This window comes from Thalassotalea profundi (assembly GCF_014653195.1).
Taxonomy (GTDB): domain Bacteria; phylum Pseudomonadota; class Gammaproteobacteria; order Enterobacterales; family Alteromonadaceae; genus Thalassotalea_B; species Thalassotalea_B profundi.
The window spans coordinates 173,052-189,929 of the sequence record NZ_BNAH01000008.1 but is presented as its reverse complement, the minus strand read 5'-3'; the positions used below and the strand labels follow the sequence as shown (position 1 = coordinate 189,929).

Sequence of the window (16,878 nt, the reverse complement as noted above, 5' to 3'; positions counted from 1 at the left end):
TCTTGTCATTTTGTCACCTAAATTATCTATGAGGCGATCATATCAGCCTCTAATTAAGTGGCCAAATTCGTTATACCACTACATCCAGTAATTTGTGCGATTAACGCTAGTAATACAAATACTTGCACTTGGTTGAAATTAAGTCCTAACAAATTTACAACCCCTAATTTATGCACAATACGTTTATTTTTATTATTCATAGAAAAATTAATAGTTGTGCATTTCGAAATTTTGCACAATTGGCATTAAACTAAGCTCCATAACCTATACAAAATAGTTTTCCAAGCCCAACATCTTACTTATAGTAATATTCGACTATATGCTCCTTCTTAAGAAATTTCATTGAAATTTAAAAAGTCTTGTTTTGGCTGCTCACCTTACCACATAGATACTCCTATTTTTTCTTATTATTTTGTTCCATTTTTTTAATGGTTCTGTGCACTGTTGGGCGGCTAACTTTGAACTTTCTAGCTAAAGAAGAAATTGACTCCCCATTTAATTTTGCATTAAATAACTCTCTAGCTTGCTGATCTTTAAGTGCGGGCATTCTCCCCAAGTGTTTTCCTTTTGCTTTTGCTTCAGCTCTGCCTTCGGCTGTTCTCGCTTTTATTAGGTCACGCTCTAGTTGAGCGAATACGCCACATAGATTAATCATTGCGTTTGAAAAAGGATTGTCGTTACTCGTATTTAATGATCCATCGATGATATTCAAGCAAGCGCCTTTTCTATGAATATTGTCTATTGAGTCCAATATTGTTTTTAATGAACGTCCAAGCCGATCTAGTCGAGTAACAATTACTTCATCACCTTCTCTAATGAAATCGATAAGCTCTTTAAGCTTTTCATCATTTTTTATTGATGTACCTGATTGCTTACCTTTGAAAACTTTCTCACAGCCAAAATCTGATAATTTAGAAAGTTGCACTTCTAAATCTTGCTCATTTGTAGAGACTCTAGCAAAACCTACTTTCATTTTATCTAGATTCTGCTAGCTCTAATGACTTAGCAAGCTGATATTCGTCTTCTGTTTGAATACCGTAAATATCCCCACGATGAATATCATAAAAAGAAGCGAAGTCAGGAATATCAGAAATAATATTTTGCCCCCACTTTGCTTTGTGAATGATATTTGATCTACTTAGTTGTCTAATCAAATCATGTGCCGCAGTACTAATCGATACTTCTTCAAGCACCTCACTGGAATCTTGGCCGTATGCACATATATGAATAACACGACCCTCTTCTACCAGAACCCTGAAAGGATCTGTAAGTAACTCTTTTATTTGTTCAAAAGATAATTTTCTTATTTCTGCTTCATTCGTCATCTTCATGCACCAAAGTTATAACTTTCGTACACCTTATCAATTAAATGAACGAAAGTCTATAATTAAGGTTTAGTTCATGTACGAAATAAACTTATGGCTTTCGTTCACCAAGATGTGTAAAAAGATCTATTTAAAACTAAATTACTTTTAAGACGCCGCGATACATTTGCATCTGACAATGAAACTCATGCTCTCCCGGTGACAAGTTCAATAAGGTAATTTGAGTAACTTCATTCAATTTAAGCTGTTTGCTTATATCCAATGAAGGGATAAGGATTGTTTCAGCGCAAGGGGATTGATCTTTGCGCATAAACTTCAAGGTGACAGGTTGGCTAGCAGACACCTGAATTGAAGATGGGGAATACACGCCATCTTTCACTTCAATTAGCACTTCACTGTTTTGCACAATTGTTTTGTTAGGTTTGTACAGCCAAAACCACCAAACAATCAGCGCGATCAACACTAAGCCTAATAAGTTAATTAACATCATCGTTCTTCTCCTTAATGCTCTTTCGCTTTAAACAAGCGAAGTCGATTTGCATTTGACACTACGGTCAATGACGAAAATGCCATTGCAGCTCCAGCTATTACAGGACTAAGCAAAATGCCAAAGAAGGGGTATAGAATCCCCGCAGCAAAAGGAACCCCAGCTACGTTATAGACAAACGCGCCAAATAAGTTTTGTTTGATATTTCGTAAAGTGGCCTTGCTTACCGCTATGGCATCAGCAAGGCCATGAAGTGAGCCACGCATCAGGGTAATATCAGCACTTTCGATTGCTACATCAGTCCCTGTGCCTATGGCGAAACCAACATCGGCTAAGGCAAGTGCAGGGGCATCGTTAATGCCATCACCTGTCATACCAACAGTTTCGCCGCTGTCTTGTAGCTCTTTAACCTTGTTGGCTTTGTCTTCTGGCAGCACTTCAGCAAAAAACTCACTAATACCCGCTTTTTTGGCAACAGCGGCGGCTGTTTCCTTGTTATCGCCCGTTAACATAATGACGCGAATCCCATTGGTCTGAAGCCGTTTAATCGCGGAAATTGAGTCTGACTTAATGGGATCTGCAACAGCAATAATTGCTGCCAGCTCGCCATTAACAGCAAAGTACATAGGTGTTTTGGCTTCTTTTGCTAAAGACTGCGCTTGTTCAACAAAGCCAGTAAGGTCAATACCTTTTAACTTCATTAGTTTATCGTTTCCGAAAAGCAGGGCTTTATTGTTGCAGTTTGCTTCTACACCAAAACCCGTAATGGCGTTAAACGATTCTATTTTTAGTAACTCAATATCCTGTTCTAACGCACTTTCAACAATCGCTTGTGCTAAAGGGTGCTCTGAGCCGCTTTCTAAACTTGCAGCAAGCTGTAACACTTCTTTCTCGTCAGTGGCTTTTGCTAAAACAATATCTGTTACCTTAGGTGCCCCTTCAGTAATAGTGCCCGTTTTATCTAAAATCATGGCCGTGATTTTAGAAGCGGTTTGCAGTGCTTCACCGTTTCGAATAAGCACTCCGGCTTCTGCTGCTTTTCCTACTCCTACCATGACAGACATGGGCGTTGCCAAGCCCAAAGCACACGGGCAGGCAATGATGAGTACGGTAGTTGCTGATACGATGGCAAAAGCAATGGCAGGATCAGGACCAAAGTTAAGCCATGCTAGCGCACTTAATATAGAGATGATCATGACAACAGGAACGAAATACGCTGAAATAACATCGGCCAAGCGGCCAATCGGTGGTTTTGAATTTTGCGCTCGTTTCACCATATTGATGATTTGCGCAAGCGCCGTGTCTTTGCCTACGCGTGTGGCTCTAAATAAAATCATGCCTGATTTGTTCAAAGTACCAGCGACAACCTCATCTTCTTCAGTTTTTTCAACAGGCATAGGTTCGCCCGTAAGCATGGACTCATCAATAGAGGTGTGGCCTTCCAATACCACACCATCTACGGTAATTTTTTCGCCCGGTTTTACCTTCACAACATCATTCAGTAAAACCTGCTCAATACCAATCTGAACCTCTTTGTTGTCACGAATCACAGTTGCAGTTTTAGCCTGCAAGCCGATTAGACGTTTGATGGCTTCAGAGGTTTTTCCTCTGGCTTTTATTTCTAATGCTAGACCTAAATTAATTAAGCTAATGATCATGGCGGTAGCTTCAAAATAAACATGACGAGCCATCAATGGCACCGCATCTGGGGCAAACACAACAACCATTGAATACACCCAAGCTGTACCTGTTCCCAAAGCTATTAGGGTGTCCATATTAGCGGAGTGATTTTTAAAGCTCTTCCATGCGCCTACATAGAAATGCTTACCTGAAAAATACATAACACCAAAAGTTAAAATACCTACAACCAGCCAAGACATGCGCTCAAGGCTGGTTTCAACCGTCATTTCTCCAACTACAATGCTGTAGATCATTAAAGGAACGCCGAGTGAAAGGGCAATAAAAGTATCGCGCATTAGATTTTTGTAATATACCCAATCAGCAGCCTCTTTCTCGTCAAACGTATCAATTGCTGAACTATCATCGATTGGCTTAGCGTTATAGCCGATTGACTCAACAGCTTTAATCAGTTCTTCCGTTTTCACGGCTCCTGTGACTTGAACAGTCCTATCAGCAAAATTCATTTCAGCATTAACTACACCATTGGTTGCTTTCAGCGCACCTTCAATTTTACCTACACAACTTGCGCAGCCAGCACCTTCAATCATGAGGTGATGATCAGGTTTAATATTATTCATGGGAGCCGCCATTCTCTTCTGTAGGTTCAAAACTGTCTATGAGGTGACATACCATAGTGGATGTTGGAGCTTTATCTTCCTTAACTTCCCACTGTGCTAGCGCATCTTTCATGTTTTTACGCAAAGCTAACATTGCCTGAAATTGTTTTTCAGTCTCAGCTAGCCTTTCCTTAATTAAAGACCTAACTAGAGGGCATGCAGCTTTTCCGAGACTCGCCTCATCAACAATGTGTTGTATATCTGACACTGAAAATCCCAGTTGTCTTGCACTTAAAATAAACTTCAGTTTAGAGATTTCTATTGGGGGATAGTACTTATATCCGTTTTCAGACCTAGTTGGATTGAGTAATTTTAATCGAGTGTAGTACCTGACAGTATCGGGTGTTGTACCAAACTCTTTGGCTAATTCAGTAACTTTCATAAACTATCCTGACTTAATAAATGGGTTAACTGAGTTAAGTTTAGACCTGTGTGTAAGACACAGGTCAAGCCTGATATAATAATTTTTGAGCTAGTGTGACCAATGAATGTGCTTGATCTTCCATTCACCGTTTTGTTTTTCCAGCACCATCGTTTCCATGCCTTGATAATCGCGCTCTTTACCTTTGTAAGTACCTTTAGTATGACTGCGCGAAGCAGAGATAGCGGTATTTCCAAGAATCGTTACTTGATGTTCAAGTGTTTCGCTCTTCATAGAAGCGAGATATTTCATGTCCGACAGCATATGGTGATGGGCATATTCATCCGCACTTCTTTCAACACGACCTCCCTCGTAGATGGTCACATCATCAGCCAACTTTGCTCTTGCTAGCTCTTTATTACCAGTTTCTAGTGCTTGATGAAATGCCAAAACAACTTTTGCGGCAGGGGTATCTATACCTTTTAACAAACCTTTGTCTTTGTTCTTATCACCATGAGCGTTTGCTTCGAAACTAAACGTCATTAATAAAACGAGTAATATATTTATTGTTTTCATTTTCATTTTCTCTTTTAAGTTTTAATTTGCAGGGCCAACAACACTAGTAAGCCCAGCCGTTACAGATAAAATAGCAAAAGCTACTACCATTTCTATCGAAATAGATTTAGATAGTGCTTCTCTACCATCATTATTTTTAAGTTGTGGAACGAGTTTTAATTTATGCTTAGCTGCGATGCCCAATATTGAAACGACAAGAGCTAATTTAAGCAACAATGTTTGTCCGTAACTTGAACTAAACAGTGCAGCTAAGGTTCCGACTAATTGAAAAGCTAACCAAAGGCCAGCAACCAACAATAGGCTTACCGCGATACTTGCTTGCCTTCCAAACTTGTCCATCACTGAGTAGAGCTGCTCATAGTCCTGTTCATGGCAAGCTTGTTTAAGCGGAAACAACGATCCGAACCACCAAGCCATAACAAGCACATGGAGCATCAGCAATACTTTTTCGAACACTCCTAGTTCAGATACATGACCGAACAAGCTAAAGGTGTAGGAAAGTACTATAAGGCTAAGTCCTAAAATGCTTTGTTTTATGCTGTTGCTCAGCGAAACAGATTTGAATTTAATGTGTGACGTCATCGCGAATATCGCTAGAACTAATCCAAGACCTTTAAGTAAAGTTCCATCACCGATAGAAGAGTGCCACATTATGTCTAAGATATCAGGGTCGAAAGCTCCTTGAATGCCTTCTTCTGCCATAGCACCAGTATTAGCGAAGAACCAAATGGCATTTGCAATCAAAGCGGTGACTATTGAACCTCTTATCCATTTTAGGTTCGCAATTGCCAAATTTTTATGAGACTCACTTTGCTCAAAAACTTGCCTGAAAAATGTATATCCGGCAATGCAGGCAAAACCAACGTAAAATACAATTTTTGACAGTACAATGACTGTATTCCAGATATACATTTCCATCGCTGTTACTCTTTGTGCTTAGTGAACCATAAAGCCGAAGCTATCTTTCATTTTATGCCCGTCTTTACCTAGGAAGGTCACATCAACGATATAGTTTGCGGGAGCTAATTCAGGTAGTTTCCATGTAAATTCAGCACTGGCTTCTTTAGTAGGTTTAAAGCCAAAATTAACCTTTTTACCTTGCTTATTTTTCAATGTAATTTTGACTACACGAACCTCTTTGGTGAACATCAAAGTTAATTCTTCTGGAGGATTCATTAGCATTGCATTATCAGCAGGCACACTTTTTTCAAGATGCACATGCGCAAATACCGCACTACTAAAAACGACACTGATTACGGTTAAAAATTTAATTAGTTTTTTCATATTTACCTCTATTTTAGTTTATTGAAATTGCTATTTATGGTTTCTTAACTTCGCTAAGCATTACTTTTTAGCTCCGCCTTAGAAAGCTCCTTGTTAAAGGCGTTTAATTCTGGCTTTTTAACGATTGAGTAAATTACTGGGAGCACAATAAGAGTGAGTAGCACAGCACTTGTCATTCCGCCTACCATAGGTGCAGCAATACGACTCATAATCTCCGAACCTGTTCCTGTACCATATAAAATGGGCATCAAGCCGATAATGATTGTTGCAACTGTCATCATTACTGGACGAACTCGTAAGCCTGCACCGTGCAATAATGCATCTTGATATGCATCATCAGAGATAGGTTCAGCTCGCTCTTCAGCTTTTTCCTTAAGCTCAGCAAGTGCCTGATTGAGATAGACCAACATTATCACACCAATCTCAACCGCTACCCCAGCTAGAGCAATAAAGCCCACGCCAACAGCCACAGAGAAGTTAAACCCTTCCAGATACATCAACCATAAGCCACCAATCATCGCCATCGGCAAGGTAACGATAATGATAGCCACCTCACTAAACGCTCTGAAGTTTAAGTAAAGTAGAATAACAATAATGGCGAGTGTTAAAGGCAATACATAGGTGAGCTTTTCTTTCGCTCTTTCCATATATTCGTATTGCCCAGCCCAAGTAATTGAATAACCTGCTGGTAGTTTTAGATTATTAGCCAAGTGTATTTTTGCACTTTCAACATAAGTACCTACGTCAACACCGTCTATATCGATAAACGTCCAGCCATTTAAACGAGCATTTTCACTCTTAATTCCCGGCGGACCGTTCTCAACTCGAATATCTGCGACATCACCTAGTGCAATGCGTTGACCACTTGGTGTTACAACAGGTAATCGTGATAGCTGCTCAGGAGAGTCTCGATAGTCTTGCGGATAGCGTAAGTTAACAGGGTAACGCTCTTGACCTTCTACCGTTTGGGTAACGTTCATACCACCAATAGCTGTAGAAACCACTTGTTGAACATCTTCGATGTTTAACCCAAAGCGACTTGCCTTATCGCGTGAAATATCAACCTTGATATATCGTCCACCTGCAACTCGCTCTGAGTAAACTGATGCTGTGCCTGTAACTTCGGGTAAAATTTGCTCTATTTGTTGGCCGATTTCCTGAATCACATCAAGCTCTGGTCCGGCGACTTTAATACCCACAGGCGTTTTTATGCCTGTTGCTAACATGTCGATTCGGGTCTTGATTGGCATAACCCAAGCATTCGTTAAGCCCGGAAACTTAACCAATTTATCAAACTCAGCTTTTAACGATTCTGTTGTAACTCCCTCACGCCACTCTTCTTGAGGCTTCAACTGAATAAAGGTTTCAATCATGGTTAAAGGTGCAGGATCGGTTGCAGTTTCAGCTCTTCCTACTTTACCAAACACTGTTTCAACTTCTGGCACAGTGCGAATAAGCTTGTCTGTTTGCTGCAATATCTCCCTTGCTTTACCAATTGAAATACCGGGGTAGGTAGTAGGCATATACATGAGATCGCCTTCATCCAATGGCGGAATGAATTCACTACCAATTTTATCTACAGGCCAAAAGCCAACGATAGTCACTAATATTGCTGCTACTATTGTCGATTTTGGAAACTTCATGACTTGCTTTAAAACAGGCATGTAGATAGCAATCAATAATCGGTTTAACGGGTTTTTCTTTTCAGAAACAACTTTGCCTCGAATAAAGTAGCCCATCAAAACAGGCACCAATGTGATCGCCAAACCTGCTGATGCCGCCATTGCATAGGTTTTTGTATAGGCGAGCGGAGAGAACATTCTTCCTTCTTGCGCTTCCAAGATAAATACAGGTAAGAATGAGACTGTAATGATCAGTAAGCTAAAAAATAGTGCAGGGCCTACTTCACTCGAAGCCTTAGCAACAATTTGCCAGCGATTTTCATCTGTTAGTGGTGTTTTCTCCATATGCTTGTGCATATTTTCAATCATCACTATTGCACCATCAGTCATCGCACCAATCGCAATAGCGATACCGCCTAAAGACATAATGTTGGCATTGATGCCTTGCATATACATGATAATGAACGACACCAAGATACCTAATGGCAGAGTAACAACTGCCACAATAGATGAGCGAAGATGAAATAGGAAAGCCACACAGACAATAGCAACGACTGCAAGCTCCTCTAGCAACTTGCTCCAAAGATTATCAACAGCACGATCTATTAACTTCGATCTGTCATAAACAGGGACAATCTCCACCCCCTCTGGTAGAGAAGATTTAAGCGATTCAAGTTTTTCTTTTACCCCGTTTATGGTTTGTTGAGCGTTTTCACCAAAGCGCATAACGACAACACCACCAACAACTTCTCCTTCACCATTTAGCTCTGCGATACCACGGCGCATTTGAGGCCCTAAATTAACGGTAGCAACATCACCAATACGCAATGGCGTGCCTTGTTCGTTAATACCAAGTGGAATTTTCTCAATGTCTCCAACTGATTGAATATACCCCGTAGCAGTAACCATATACTCAGCTTCCGCCATTTCCACAACAGATGCGCCCGTTTCTTTATTGCCTCGTTTAAGTGCCATTTGGATATGACTTAACGGCACGTTATAAGCTCTGAGCTTGTCGGGATCGACTTGTACCTGATATTGCTTAACCATACCGCCAACGGCGGAAACCTCAGACACGCCCGGAACAGTTTGCAATTCATACTTTAAAAACCAGTCTTGAATACTTCTTAATTGGCTTAGATCATGGTTTCCTGACTTATCTGTTAAAGCGTAGATGTATACCCAACCCACACCTGTCGCATCAGGTCCTAATTGTGGTTTTGCCGAATCAGGCAGGCTTGATGCTACTTGGCTTAAGTATTCAAGTACTCTGCTTCTAGCCCAATACAAATCAGTATCATCATCAAAAATGATATAGACGTAGGAATCACCAAAAAATGAGTAACCACGAACAGTTTGCGCTCCCGGTACTGACAACATGGCTGTAGTAAGGGGAAACGTCACTTGATCTTGCACTACTTGTGGTGCCTGTCCCGGATAGCTCGTCTTAATTATCACCTGCACATCAGAAAGATCGGGGAGTGCATCTACTGGCGTTTTTTGTAATGAATACAAACCACCAAACGCGATAATTAAGGTAATCAACAAAACAAAGAAACGATTGCCGATAGACCATCTAATAATTGATTCAATCATTATTTTTCTCCCACTTAATGATTAGAATGATCAACAGCAGCTTTATTTTCCTTGCCGTGTTGTTCATCTGATTCAAGAGAAATGTCAGTGATAACTAAGTCATCTCTAACCTCAAAAGTGAAAGTGACATTATCACCGACATTGAAATCAACCATTTCTATATTGTCCGCGATGATAAAATCCATCGTCGCAGCAGGTCTATCCCATTTCTCTATTGGGCCTCTGCTAATATTTAGAATCCGTGTATCAATATCAATCGCATTGATCAAACCAGATACTGTTGCTGATGATACTTCAGGCTCACTCATGATATGAATTCCAGTAATTTCATATCCACCGTCTTCGGTTTTGCTCACTTCAAAGTGCAAAGATTGACCTGACTTTAATGAGTCAATATCGACTTTTTCAGCCACAGTAAAATCCATAACCATTTCAGGCCAATCCCAAGCTTCAGCAGGGCCATGTGAAATATTAACCATGCGGTGCCCTGCCATAACACTATTAACATCCCCTTGCATCCAAACAGAGTTAGGCACTTCATCATGAGTCATTCGTTTAAAGTCAGAGCTTTTACTTGATTCAGAATCAATCAAGAATTGGGCAGATGTCACCACAACGTCATCTTCATTTAAGCCGTCTAATATTTCGATGCTGTCGATATCAACCCGGCCAATAGTCACTTCAATAGATTTAAATTGCCCATCACCTAACGCAAGTACTACTCTGTCCTGTTTACCTGTTCTAATAACGGCTTCTTTAGGCACGAGGATGGTGCTATCAGCTTGATTAGCGTGAATAGAGACTTGTGCAAACATATTTGGTTTTAATTGATAGTCTGTGTTATCAAATTTCAATCTCACTCGGAGTGTGCGTGTTTTACTGTTCAATGTTGGATAAACATAATCAACGACACCAGCCCAGTCCTCACCGGGTAAATAATCCAGTGTCATTGATACAGGAAGTCCTTTTTTAATTAAGGCTGCGTCACGTTCAAACACTTCTGCTTCAACCCAAACTTGATCTAGCTGGCCAATGCTTAATAAGGTGTTTCCCGGCTTTACATAAAAACCTTCTCTAACCTTCAAACCATCGACAACACCTGCTTGTGGTGAATAAAAGGTAATTGTTTGCTGAACCTTTCGTGTTTGCTCTAATTCTTTAATAAAGTCTGCTGAAAGCTGTAACGCTTTTAGGCGATCTTTGGCTGCTGAAATTAAAGAACTATTGTTGCGCTTTAACGCTATTAACAGCTCTTCCTGAGCATTAACTAACTGAGGAGAATATAGTGTATAAAGAGGCTGCCCTTTCTCTACAGGGTTACCTGCTGCTTTGATGTAAAGTTTATCAATCCAGCCATCAACCCGTGGGTGGATATGAATTAGCTTATCTTCATCATATTGAACGTAACCTACCGTTGAGATTTCAGTATGCATATTTTTCAGTTCAACAGGTGCAGTGCGAACCCCAAGGTTATTCACTACATGAGGCGCAATTTTTACTGCTCCGGGGCCAAAGTCATCACCAGATGATCCTTCCTCATACACAGGAATTAAATCCATCCCCATAGGCGACTTACCGGGCTTGTCCCGGCGGTAATTAGAATCCATCGGTGCAACCCAATACAGCGGTTGTTTCTCTGCTGATGTAGCTTCATCAGTATCACTGTTTGAGCCTGCACCTTGATATAAGCTCAATGCTCCTGCACCTAGTGCTGCCCCAATAATGACGGCAATAATTGTTTTCGTATTCGTTGACATTATTTTTCTCCAAATTGCTTATTGGATAAGTGCTGATTAGTTTTGTGCGAAGTGTGCAATGGCTTATGTTCAGCATTTGATTTAGATTGAGAATGCGCAAAGAAATAGTTGATGCGAGTAACTGTTTTAAGTGCATCAACATCAATTCTTAAAGCTGATATTCTGGTATTTAATTCGGCAATTCTTGCTCGAACAACTTCGGCAAAATCGCCATCATCATTGGTGTAAGCCGTCAAAGACGCTTCCGCTTGGTCATGAGTTTGTTTAAGGAGTTGTTCTTGATAGATAGATTGTCTATCAGATAAACGCTTAAGCTGTCTAAGCTCCTTTTCCACCGCACTGATCATTTGCTTTGTCAGCAATAGTTTCTCGGTTTTAACAGCCTCTGAATCTGCAATAGAAGCTGCAACTTGCTTATCTTGTCTGTTCTCGGTAAACAACGGTAAATCAAACGTTACCCCAACAGAAAATAAATCAGCTCGGCTATCACCAGAAGGCATATTGTCACGATAGGCATAGCTCGCATTAACACCCCATTGCGGCTCATATTGCTGTTTAGCTAATTCAACACCTTTTTCTGAAGATTTGCGTTTTACATCAATTGCAAGTATGGCTGGATGATTAGCAAGAGCCTGAGCCAATAGATTTCTTGAGTAATTAGATGCTTTTAGGACTGTTGGATTATTCAATTGAATCGAAGGCAATTCTTTTGAGACGCTAAACTCTAGTGGTTGCGCGTCAAAGTTGAATGATTCATTCAATCGGTCAGCATCGTAAATATGAAGCCACTCATTAAGGCGAGCGATTGTCGTTTCTAGTTTCTGCTTTTGCGAAGTTAATCTGTCATCTAACTGCACTATTTCCAATTGAGCACGAATAACATCTTGCTGTCTAGTTTTACCAACAACGTTTGAATAGCTAGCTTTAGCCACTTCCGCCATCTGCTCAAAGAGAGACCAATTATCTTCAATCAATTTAATAGTTTTCTGGGCTAAGTAAGCATCTAACCAAAGTTGTGACACTTGGCTTTTCAACTTAGCTTTACGATCCTCTCGTAGCAGTGGAAATTTCGTGGACTCAATTTGTAACTGGTCTTGCTTGATCTTTAGACTGTCGCCTCTCGGAAACATTTGAGAGACGCCAACCTTTAGCTGAGTCATTCCTTCCTGATCTAAATCCCAAGTATCTGTTGGTAAATTCATTATCCCTAGCGATACTTTCGGATCAGGCAAAGTACCTGAAGCAATACTTCTATTTTCAACTGCACTTTGTTTCAATCGGCTACCATGAAGCCAAGGATCATTTTGCTGAGCTAAGGTGATAGCTTGTTCAAGCGACACTACTTTCTCAGCTTGAGCTGAGAATACAGATAAGCCGAGTATTAGTGCAGTTGAAAGTGAAGTAAGGTTTGAAGCGTTCAATTTCATTAGAATTGCTCCTCGTATGTCTTAACTTTTGCATAGACTTTACTCGTTCCATCTTTAAATAGAATTAACACGTTGTATGGCATAAAGCGGTCACCGACTTCCATACCGGGAGAGCCAACTGGCATTGCTGGAACTGAAAGCCCAATGGCATTTGGATGTTCTTCTGTCAAGAACTGCTGAATAAATTTAGCGGGGACATGTCCTTCAAAGGCAAAGCCATTTCGACTAACCGCTGTATGACATGAACGGTAATTAGGTTTGATCCCATACTTAGTTTTGATATTGCTGATGTTTCGGAAATCTTTGGAATGTGCAACGATCCCTTTGTCTTCAATATGAGTTATCCATTTTTTACAACACCCACAAGTAGGGGTTTTATAAACGATTAACTCCAAAGGTGTTACGTCGTGATTGTCTGCATGTTTATGTTCACCTGCGTTTGCAAACGCAGGTGAAAGCAGCATTACAACTGCTATTTTTAAATACTTATTGATCATTTTTGCCCCCAGACATTGCTGGAAAATATCTATAGCGCTATGACGCTATATTGACTAACAGAAAAATTGATTACATGTGTGCGAAATTTGGACGCACTAATCCTGTATTAGGCAAAAATTGGTGGACGATAAAGGGAAGTCGAAATTGAGTGAGGTTGATTAAATTGTAGAACAGCTACAGATTCGCTCAAAAAATGAATATCTGTCGAGTTAACACTGGAATTTAGGACTGTAGTAGATGAACAAGCATTTGCAGGACAAACACATTCAACATCACAACAATCTTCTGATTGACCATTACTGCTTTTATTCATATCCCCATGATTCATTCCTTCATGATGACTCATTTTGGAATGATCCATGTTCATGTGCGATTCGTGAGAACCTGAGGACATTTCGCAAGACATAGCAGAATACGCAAATGCTTGCCCAACAAAGGCAACCAGCATAAGCGTCATTACTAAGACTTTTGAAAATGCTCTAGACATAAAATTCTCACAAAAATATACACTCTCTATGCTAATACAAATTTTTGAAGAAGTAAATTGATGTCATGTGAGCATTTGTGAATATTTGATTAACATCAATTTTTTCAAAGGGGTACATGTAGCATTCATAATTTCATTTGATATACAGCAAAGGAGTATGCTCGCTTATTGATAAACAATACGTCCTTAATGACATTAATTTAATGTCCCGTAAACTCAAAATGGTTGCATTAGGTACTCACGATACAAGCGATAAATCGCTATTGCTAGTTGAAAAGGAGTTTACAGGGGAACTAAAGTCTGTTCGTGTGGGTAAGAAAATAACTATTAATTAGTCTGTATCAATAATCAAGGTGAATTAAAAAAATAGCCTTTTGTACATCACTTTAGCTATCTAATGACTTAATTATCCCACACCTTTCAATAGTATTATCAGAATTACACGTACTAGACATTTGTTGTAATTCGATTTTTAAGGCTTTTAATTCTTTCATGCGTTTATTAACTAAATCTAATTGCTGTTTAATCAGTTCATTTACACTTGAACAACTTTCTTCTGGTTTATTTTTTAGGTCGATAAGACGTTTGATATCAATCAGAGAGATATCGAGACTGCGACAATGTTTTACGAATTCTAATTGCTTCAAAGCGGTAACGTCATACAATCTGAAGTTACCTTCTGTACGCTCTGGATCAGAAAGTAATCCTTCTTTTTCATAGTATCTAATAGTTTGTATAGAACAACCGGATGTTTTCGATAATTCACCTATTTTCATAATATTTTCTTTTTAAACTTGACCCTATAGTTACTATAGGTTTTACACTTGAATTATACAAGTAAGGCGGAGTTAAAAAATGAGCGGTTGTGGCTGTGAAGTAGAATTAAAAGATGACCAACAAAAAACAGTGCTTTATTGGCTTTTAGCTATAAATGCCACGATGTTTGTATTTGAAATTGGTTTAGGTTGGTTATCTGAATCAACCGCATTAATTGCTGATTCGTTAGATATGCTAGCTGATGCTATCGTCTATGCCATTGCCTTATATGCCGTGGGGAAGTCAATCCAACATAAAGCTAATGCAGCATTAGTAAGTGGTTATTTCCAATTGGGGTTAGGGGTTCTAATTCTTCTCGATATAGCTAGGCGACTAGTTGGAGAAAGTGAGCCTCATTCTTGGTTTATGATTGGAGTTGGTTCTGTGGCTTTAATCGCTAATGTCATTTGTTTGATGCTTATACGAAAACACAACAATGATGAAGTGCATATGAGGGCTAGCTGGATATTTTCAGCTAATGATGTGATCGCAAACCTTGGTGTCGTATTTGCTGGCATACTTGTCATGGTGCTAGAACAACGCTGGCCTGATATTGTTATTGGTAGCATCATTTCAATGTTAATTCTTCGAGGTGCTTACATGATATTAACGGATGCCAAACAAGAATTAGTATCGGCTCAATATACATCTGAAGTATCAGATAAAAATAAACAATCAACCTGCTGCAATTCAAAGTAAGGAAGCTCTTATGAATCAAGAATATCTTAAAAAAACTGAGATAGTTAATTTTGAACACCCCACTATCCAATCATTAATAACAGAGCGAAAATGGCATGAACTTGATGACTACAACAAGATTGGCACTGCTTATCAGTTTGTAAAAGACGAAATACTATTTGGCTATAACAAAAGCGACGATATTTCCGCAAGTGAAGTTTTATCTGACGGATACGGGCAATGTAACACTAAGGGCAACCTTTTAATGGCCTTATTACGTGGATTAAGAATTCAGTGCCGATTTCACGGGTTTACAATAGATCAGCAATTACAAAAAGGAGCTATTCCTACCTATGTCTTTTGGTTAGCGCCCAAATACATTATTCACAGTTGGGTTGAAGTTTACTTTGAAGGACGTTGGATCAACTTAGAGGGCTTTATTTTAGACAATCAATATCTCACTTCAATACAGCAAAAGTTTAATCAAATAAAAGACAATTTCTGTGGTTATGGTGTTGCAACAAAATGTTTTTCATCACCAGATACAGGTTGGCGCGGAACCGACACATATATTCAAAAAGAAGGGATTCACGACGACTTTGGACTTTATAATTCCCCTGATGAGTTTTATCTTGAAAAAGGCACTAATTTGTCTGGAGTCAAACGCTGGATGTATCAAAAAGTGATCCGCCACCTAATAAATTTCAATGTCACTAATCTAAGAAAAAATAAAGCGCTGGAGGTACAAAATGCATAGTCATAGTCATCAACATGGAACAGACGACAGGATTGGTTGGGCATTTTTTCTGAATGTTACCTTTACGATCATCGAATTTATTGGTGGTTGGCTCACCAACAGTACCGCTATTATGGCTGATGCGGTGCATGACTTAGGAGATAGTTTATCGATTGGCTTTGCATGGATATTAAGTCGTTTTTCAAACAAAGCAGCGCCAGATAAATACAGCTATGGTTACCGCCGACTTACACTGTTCGGGGCATTGGTAAATGGCGTTGTATTAGTAATTGGCTCAATTTGGGTGTTGTTTGAAGCAATTCCAAGGCTAACCAACCCTGAAATGCCTGTAGTTGAAGGAATGTTAGGGCTTGCGATACTCGGTGTTGCCGTAAATGGGTATGCCGTATTCAAATTAAATGCTGGGGAAACTTTAAATGAAAAAGTACTAACTTGGCACTTACTGGAAGATGTTCTGGGTTGGGTCGCCGTTCTAATTGTTTCAATTGTGTTGTTATTTGTAGAACTGCCAATACTAGACCCACTGCTATCAATTGGTTTTACATTATTTATTTTATTTAATGTTTTCAGAAATCTAAAATCTACACTTGTTTTGTTTCTTCAAGCCGCTCCAGATGAAGAAACTCAACAGAATATCAAACAAACTTTAATTAAATTACCTGAAGTTAATGGGGTTCATCACATGCACTTTTGGTCGTTAGACGGAGAAAGTCATGTACTAACAGCTCATTTGGAGTTATCTAAAAACTCAAGTGTGAATGAACTCGTGGCATTAAAACAAACTATCGCAATTGAACTTTCAGAATATCATTTGTCTCATACAACCATTGAGTTTGAGTTTCCCAAAGAAACTTGCAGAGATGAGCATGAAAAAGAAACATAGAGCTAGTCTCAACTGTCGCTTCTTGTT

18 protein-coding genes are annotated in these 16,878 nt (G+C 39.4%); 4 read left to right on the top strand and 14 right to left on the bottom strand.

What is annotated here, in order from left to right; genetic code table 11:
• Positions 1-394: 394 nt before the first annotated feature.
• From IE155_RS11440 to IE155_RS11380, 13 genes are all read right to left on the bottom strand, one after another.
• Positions 395-973 (bottom strand): recombinase family protein, encoded by a 579-nt coding sequence (locus tag IE155_RS11440; protein ID WP_189378383.1) that lies wholly within the window; start codon positions 971-973, stop codon positions 395-397.
• A gap of 1 nt (position 974) precedes the next feature.
• Positions 975-1,325: a hypothetical protein gene (locus IE155_RS11435; RefSeq protein WP_184425365.1), complete on the bottom strand. Its 351-nt coding sequence runs from the start codon at positions 1,323-1,325 to the stop codon at positions 975-977.
• 136 nt (positions 1,326-1,461) lie between these two features.
• Positions 1,462-1,815: a cupredoxin domain-containing protein gene (locus IE155_RS11430; RefSeq protein WP_189378382.1), complete on the bottom strand. Its 354-nt coding sequence runs from the start codon at positions 1,813-1,815 to the stop codon at positions 1,462-1,464.
• 11 nt (positions 1,816-1,826) lie between these two features.
• Positions 1,827-4,070 carry a heavy metal translocating P-type ATPase gene (locus IE155_RS11425; protein ID WP_189378381.1) on the bottom strand — a complete coding sequence of 748 codons (2,244 nt, stop codon included), beginning with the start codon at positions 4,068-4,070 and terminating at the stop codon, positions 1,827-1,829.
• Positions 4,063-4,491 carry a MerR family transcriptional regulator gene (locus IE155_RS18075; protein ID WP_189378380.1) on the bottom strand — a complete coding sequence of 143 codons (429 nt, stop codon included), beginning with the start codon at positions 4,489-4,491 and terminating at the stop codon, positions 4,063-4,065. The genes IE155_RS11425 and IE155_RS18075 overlap by 8 nt, the downstream gene beginning before the upstream one ends.
• A gap of 90 nt (positions 4,492-4,581) precedes the next feature.
• Positions 4,582-5,052, bottom strand: a complete 471-nt coding sequence (locus IE155_RS11415; RefSeq protein ID WP_189378379.1) for a YybH family protein — start codon at positions 5,050-5,052, stop codon at positions 4,582-4,584.
• A gap of 15 nt (positions 5,053-5,067) precedes the next feature.
• Positions 5,068-5,964, bottom strand: coding sequence for a CopD family protein (locus tag IE155_RS11410; RefSeq protein WP_189378378.1), 897 nt, complete (start codon positions 5,962-5,964; stop codon positions 5,068-5,070).
• An 18-nt stretch (positions 5,965-5,982) separates the two neighbouring features.
• On the bottom strand, positions 5,983-6,330 hold the full coding sequence (locus IE155_RS11405; protein WP_189378377.1) for a copper resistance CopC family protein: 348 nt from the start codon (positions 6,328-6,330) through the stop codon (positions 5,983-5,985).
• Positions 6,331-6,383: 53 nt separating this feature from the next.
• The gene (locus IE155_RS11400; RefSeq protein WP_189378376.1) at positions 6,384-9,548 is read right to left on the bottom strand and encodes an efflux RND transporter permease subunit; all 3,165 of its coding nucleotides are present in this window, start codon (positions 9,546-9,548) and stop codon (positions 6,384-6,386) included.
• A gap of 14 nt (positions 9,549-9,562) precedes the next feature.
• Positions 9,563-11,305, bottom strand: coding sequence for an efflux RND transporter periplasmic adaptor subunit (locus IE155_RS11395; protein ID WP_058405789.1), 1,743 nt, complete (start codon positions 11,303-11,305; stop codon positions 9,563-9,565).
• A complete protein-coding gene (locus IE155_RS11390; protein ID WP_169075970.1) occupies positions 11,305-12,732 on the bottom strand; it encodes a TolC family protein in 1,428 nt (475 codons plus the stop codon). Before IE155_RS11390 ends, IE155_RS11395 begins: the two co-directional genes overlap by 1 nt.
• Positions 12,732-13,229 carry a DUF411 domain-containing protein gene (locus tag IE155_RS11385; RefSeq protein ID WP_169075971.1) on the bottom strand — a complete coding sequence of 166 codons (498 nt, stop codon included), beginning with the start codon at positions 13,227-13,229 and terminating at the stop codon, positions 12,732-12,734. The genes IE155_RS11390 and IE155_RS11385 overlap by 1 nt, the downstream gene beginning before the upstream one ends.
• Before the next feature lie 107 nt (positions 13,230-13,336).
• Positions 13,337-13,717: a hypothetical protein gene (locus IE155_RS11380; protein WP_189378375.1), complete on the bottom strand. Its 381-nt coding sequence runs from the start codon at positions 13,715-13,717 to the stop codon at positions 13,337-13,339.
• A gap of 203 nt (positions 13,718-13,920) precedes the next feature.
• Here IE155_RS11380 and IE155_RS18070 point away from each other — a divergent pair, with 203 nt between their 5' ends.
• Positions 13,921-14,052: a hypothetical protein gene (locus IE155_RS18070; protein WP_268245254.1), complete on the top strand. Its 132-nt coding sequence runs from the start codon at positions 13,921-13,923 to the stop codon at positions 14,050-14,052.
• Positions 14,053-14,103: 51 nt separating this feature from the next.
• On the opposite strand, the gene cadR is transcribed toward IE155_RS18070, so the two are convergent.
• The gene (gene cadR / locus IE155_RS11375) at positions 14,104-14,493 is read right to left on the bottom strand and encodes a Cd(II)/Pb(II)-responsive transcriptional regulator (protein ID WP_184424883.1); all 390 of its coding nucleotides are present in this window, start codon (positions 14,491-14,493) and stop codon (positions 14,104-14,106) included.
• A gap of 79 nt (positions 14,494-14,572) precedes the next feature.
• Between cadR and IE155_RS11370 the strand changes: the two genes are divergently transcribed.
• From IE155_RS11370 to IE155_RS11360, 3 genes are read left to right on the top strand one after another with little or no spacing between them, the layout of a single operon-like run.
• Complete coding sequence (locus IE155_RS11370) at positions 14,573-15,232, top strand: cation efflux transmembrane domain-containing protein (RefSeq protein WP_138628190.1); 660 nt, start codon at positions 14,573-14,575, stop codon at positions 15,230-15,232.
• Between the two features lie 10 nt (positions 15,233-15,242).
• Positions 15,243-15,968 (top strand): transglutaminase-like domain-containing protein, encoded by a 726-nt coding sequence (locus tag IE155_RS11365; protein ID WP_184424881.1) that lies wholly within the window; start codon positions 15,243-15,245, stop codon positions 15,966-15,968.
• On the top strand, positions 15,961-16,851 hold the full coding sequence (locus IE155_RS11360; RefSeq protein ID WP_189378374.1) for a cation diffusion facilitator family transporter: 891 nt from the start codon (positions 15,961-15,963) through the stop codon (positions 16,849-16,851). The genes IE155_RS11365 and IE155_RS11360 overlap by 8 nt, the downstream gene beginning before the upstream one ends.
• Positions 16,852-16,878 lie beyond the last annotated feature (27 nt).

Coding starts and splice junctions, on each gene's coding strand:
- IE155_RS11385 (WP_169075971.1), bottom strand. CDS start 13,229: ATGATCAATAAGTATTTAAAAATAGCAGTTGTAATGCTGCTTTCACCT.
- IE155_RS11365 (WP_184424881.1), top strand. CDS start 15,243: ATGAATCAAGAATATCTTAAAAAAACTGAGATAGTTAATTTTGAACAC.
- IE155_RS11370 (WP_138628190.1), top strand. CDS start 14,573: ATGAGCGGTTGTGGCTGTGAAGTAGAATTAAAAGATGACCAACAAAAA.
- IE155_RS18070 (WP_268245254.1), top strand. CDS start 13,921: ATGTCCCGTAAACTCAAAATGGTTGCATTAGGTACTCACGATACAAGC.
- IE155_RS11395 (WP_058405789.1), bottom strand. CDS start 11,305: ATGTCAACGAATACGAAAACAATTATTGCCGTCATTATTGGGGCAGCA.
- IE155_RS11435 (WP_184425365.1), bottom strand. CDS start 1,325: ATGACGAATGAAGCAGAAATAAGAAAATTATCTTTTGAACAAATAAAA.
- IE155_RS11430 (WP_189378382.1), bottom strand. CDS start 1,815: ATGATGTTAATTAACTTATTAGGCTTAGTGTTGATCGCGCTGATTGTT.
- IE155_RS11360 (WP_189378374.1), top strand. CDS start 15,961: ATGCATAGTCATAGTCATCAACATGGAACAGACGACAGGATTGGTTGG.
- IE155_RS18075 (WP_189378380.1), bottom strand. CDS start 4,491: ATGAAAGTTACTGAATTAGCCAAAGAGTTTGGTACAACACCCGATACT.
- IE155_RS11440 (WP_189378383.1), bottom strand. CDS start 973: ATGAAAGTAGGTTTTGCTAGAGTCTCTACAAATGAGCAAGATTTAGAA.
- IE155_RS11390 (WP_169075970.1), bottom strand. CDS start 12,732: ATGAAATTGAACGCTTCAAACCTTACTTCACTTTCAACTGCACTAATA.
- cadR (WP_184424883.1), bottom strand. CDS start 14,493: ATGAAAATAGGTGAATTATCGAAAACATCCGGTTGTTCTATACAAACT.
- IE155_RS11410 (WP_189378378.1), bottom strand. CDS start 5,964: ATGGAAATGTATATCTGGAATACAGTCATTGTACTGTCAAAAATTGTA.
- IE155_RS11415 (WP_189378379.1), bottom strand. CDS start 5,052: ATGAAAATGAAAACAATAAATATATTACTCGTTTTATTAATGACGTTT.
- IE155_RS11425 (WP_189378381.1), bottom strand. CDS start 4,070: ATGAATAATATTAAACCTGATCATCACCTCATGATTGAAGGTGCTGGC.
- IE155_RS11380 (WP_189378375.1), bottom strand. CDS start 13,717: ATGTCTAGAGCATTTTCAAAAGTCTTAGTAATGACGCTTATGCTGGTT.
- IE155_RS11400 (WP_189378376.1), bottom strand. CDS start 9,548: ATGATTGAATCAATTATTAGATGGTCTATCGGCAATCGTTTCTTTGTT.
- IE155_RS11405 (WP_189378377.1), bottom strand. CDS start 6,330: ATGAAAAAACTAATTAAATTTTTAACCGTAATCAGTGTCGTTTTTAGT.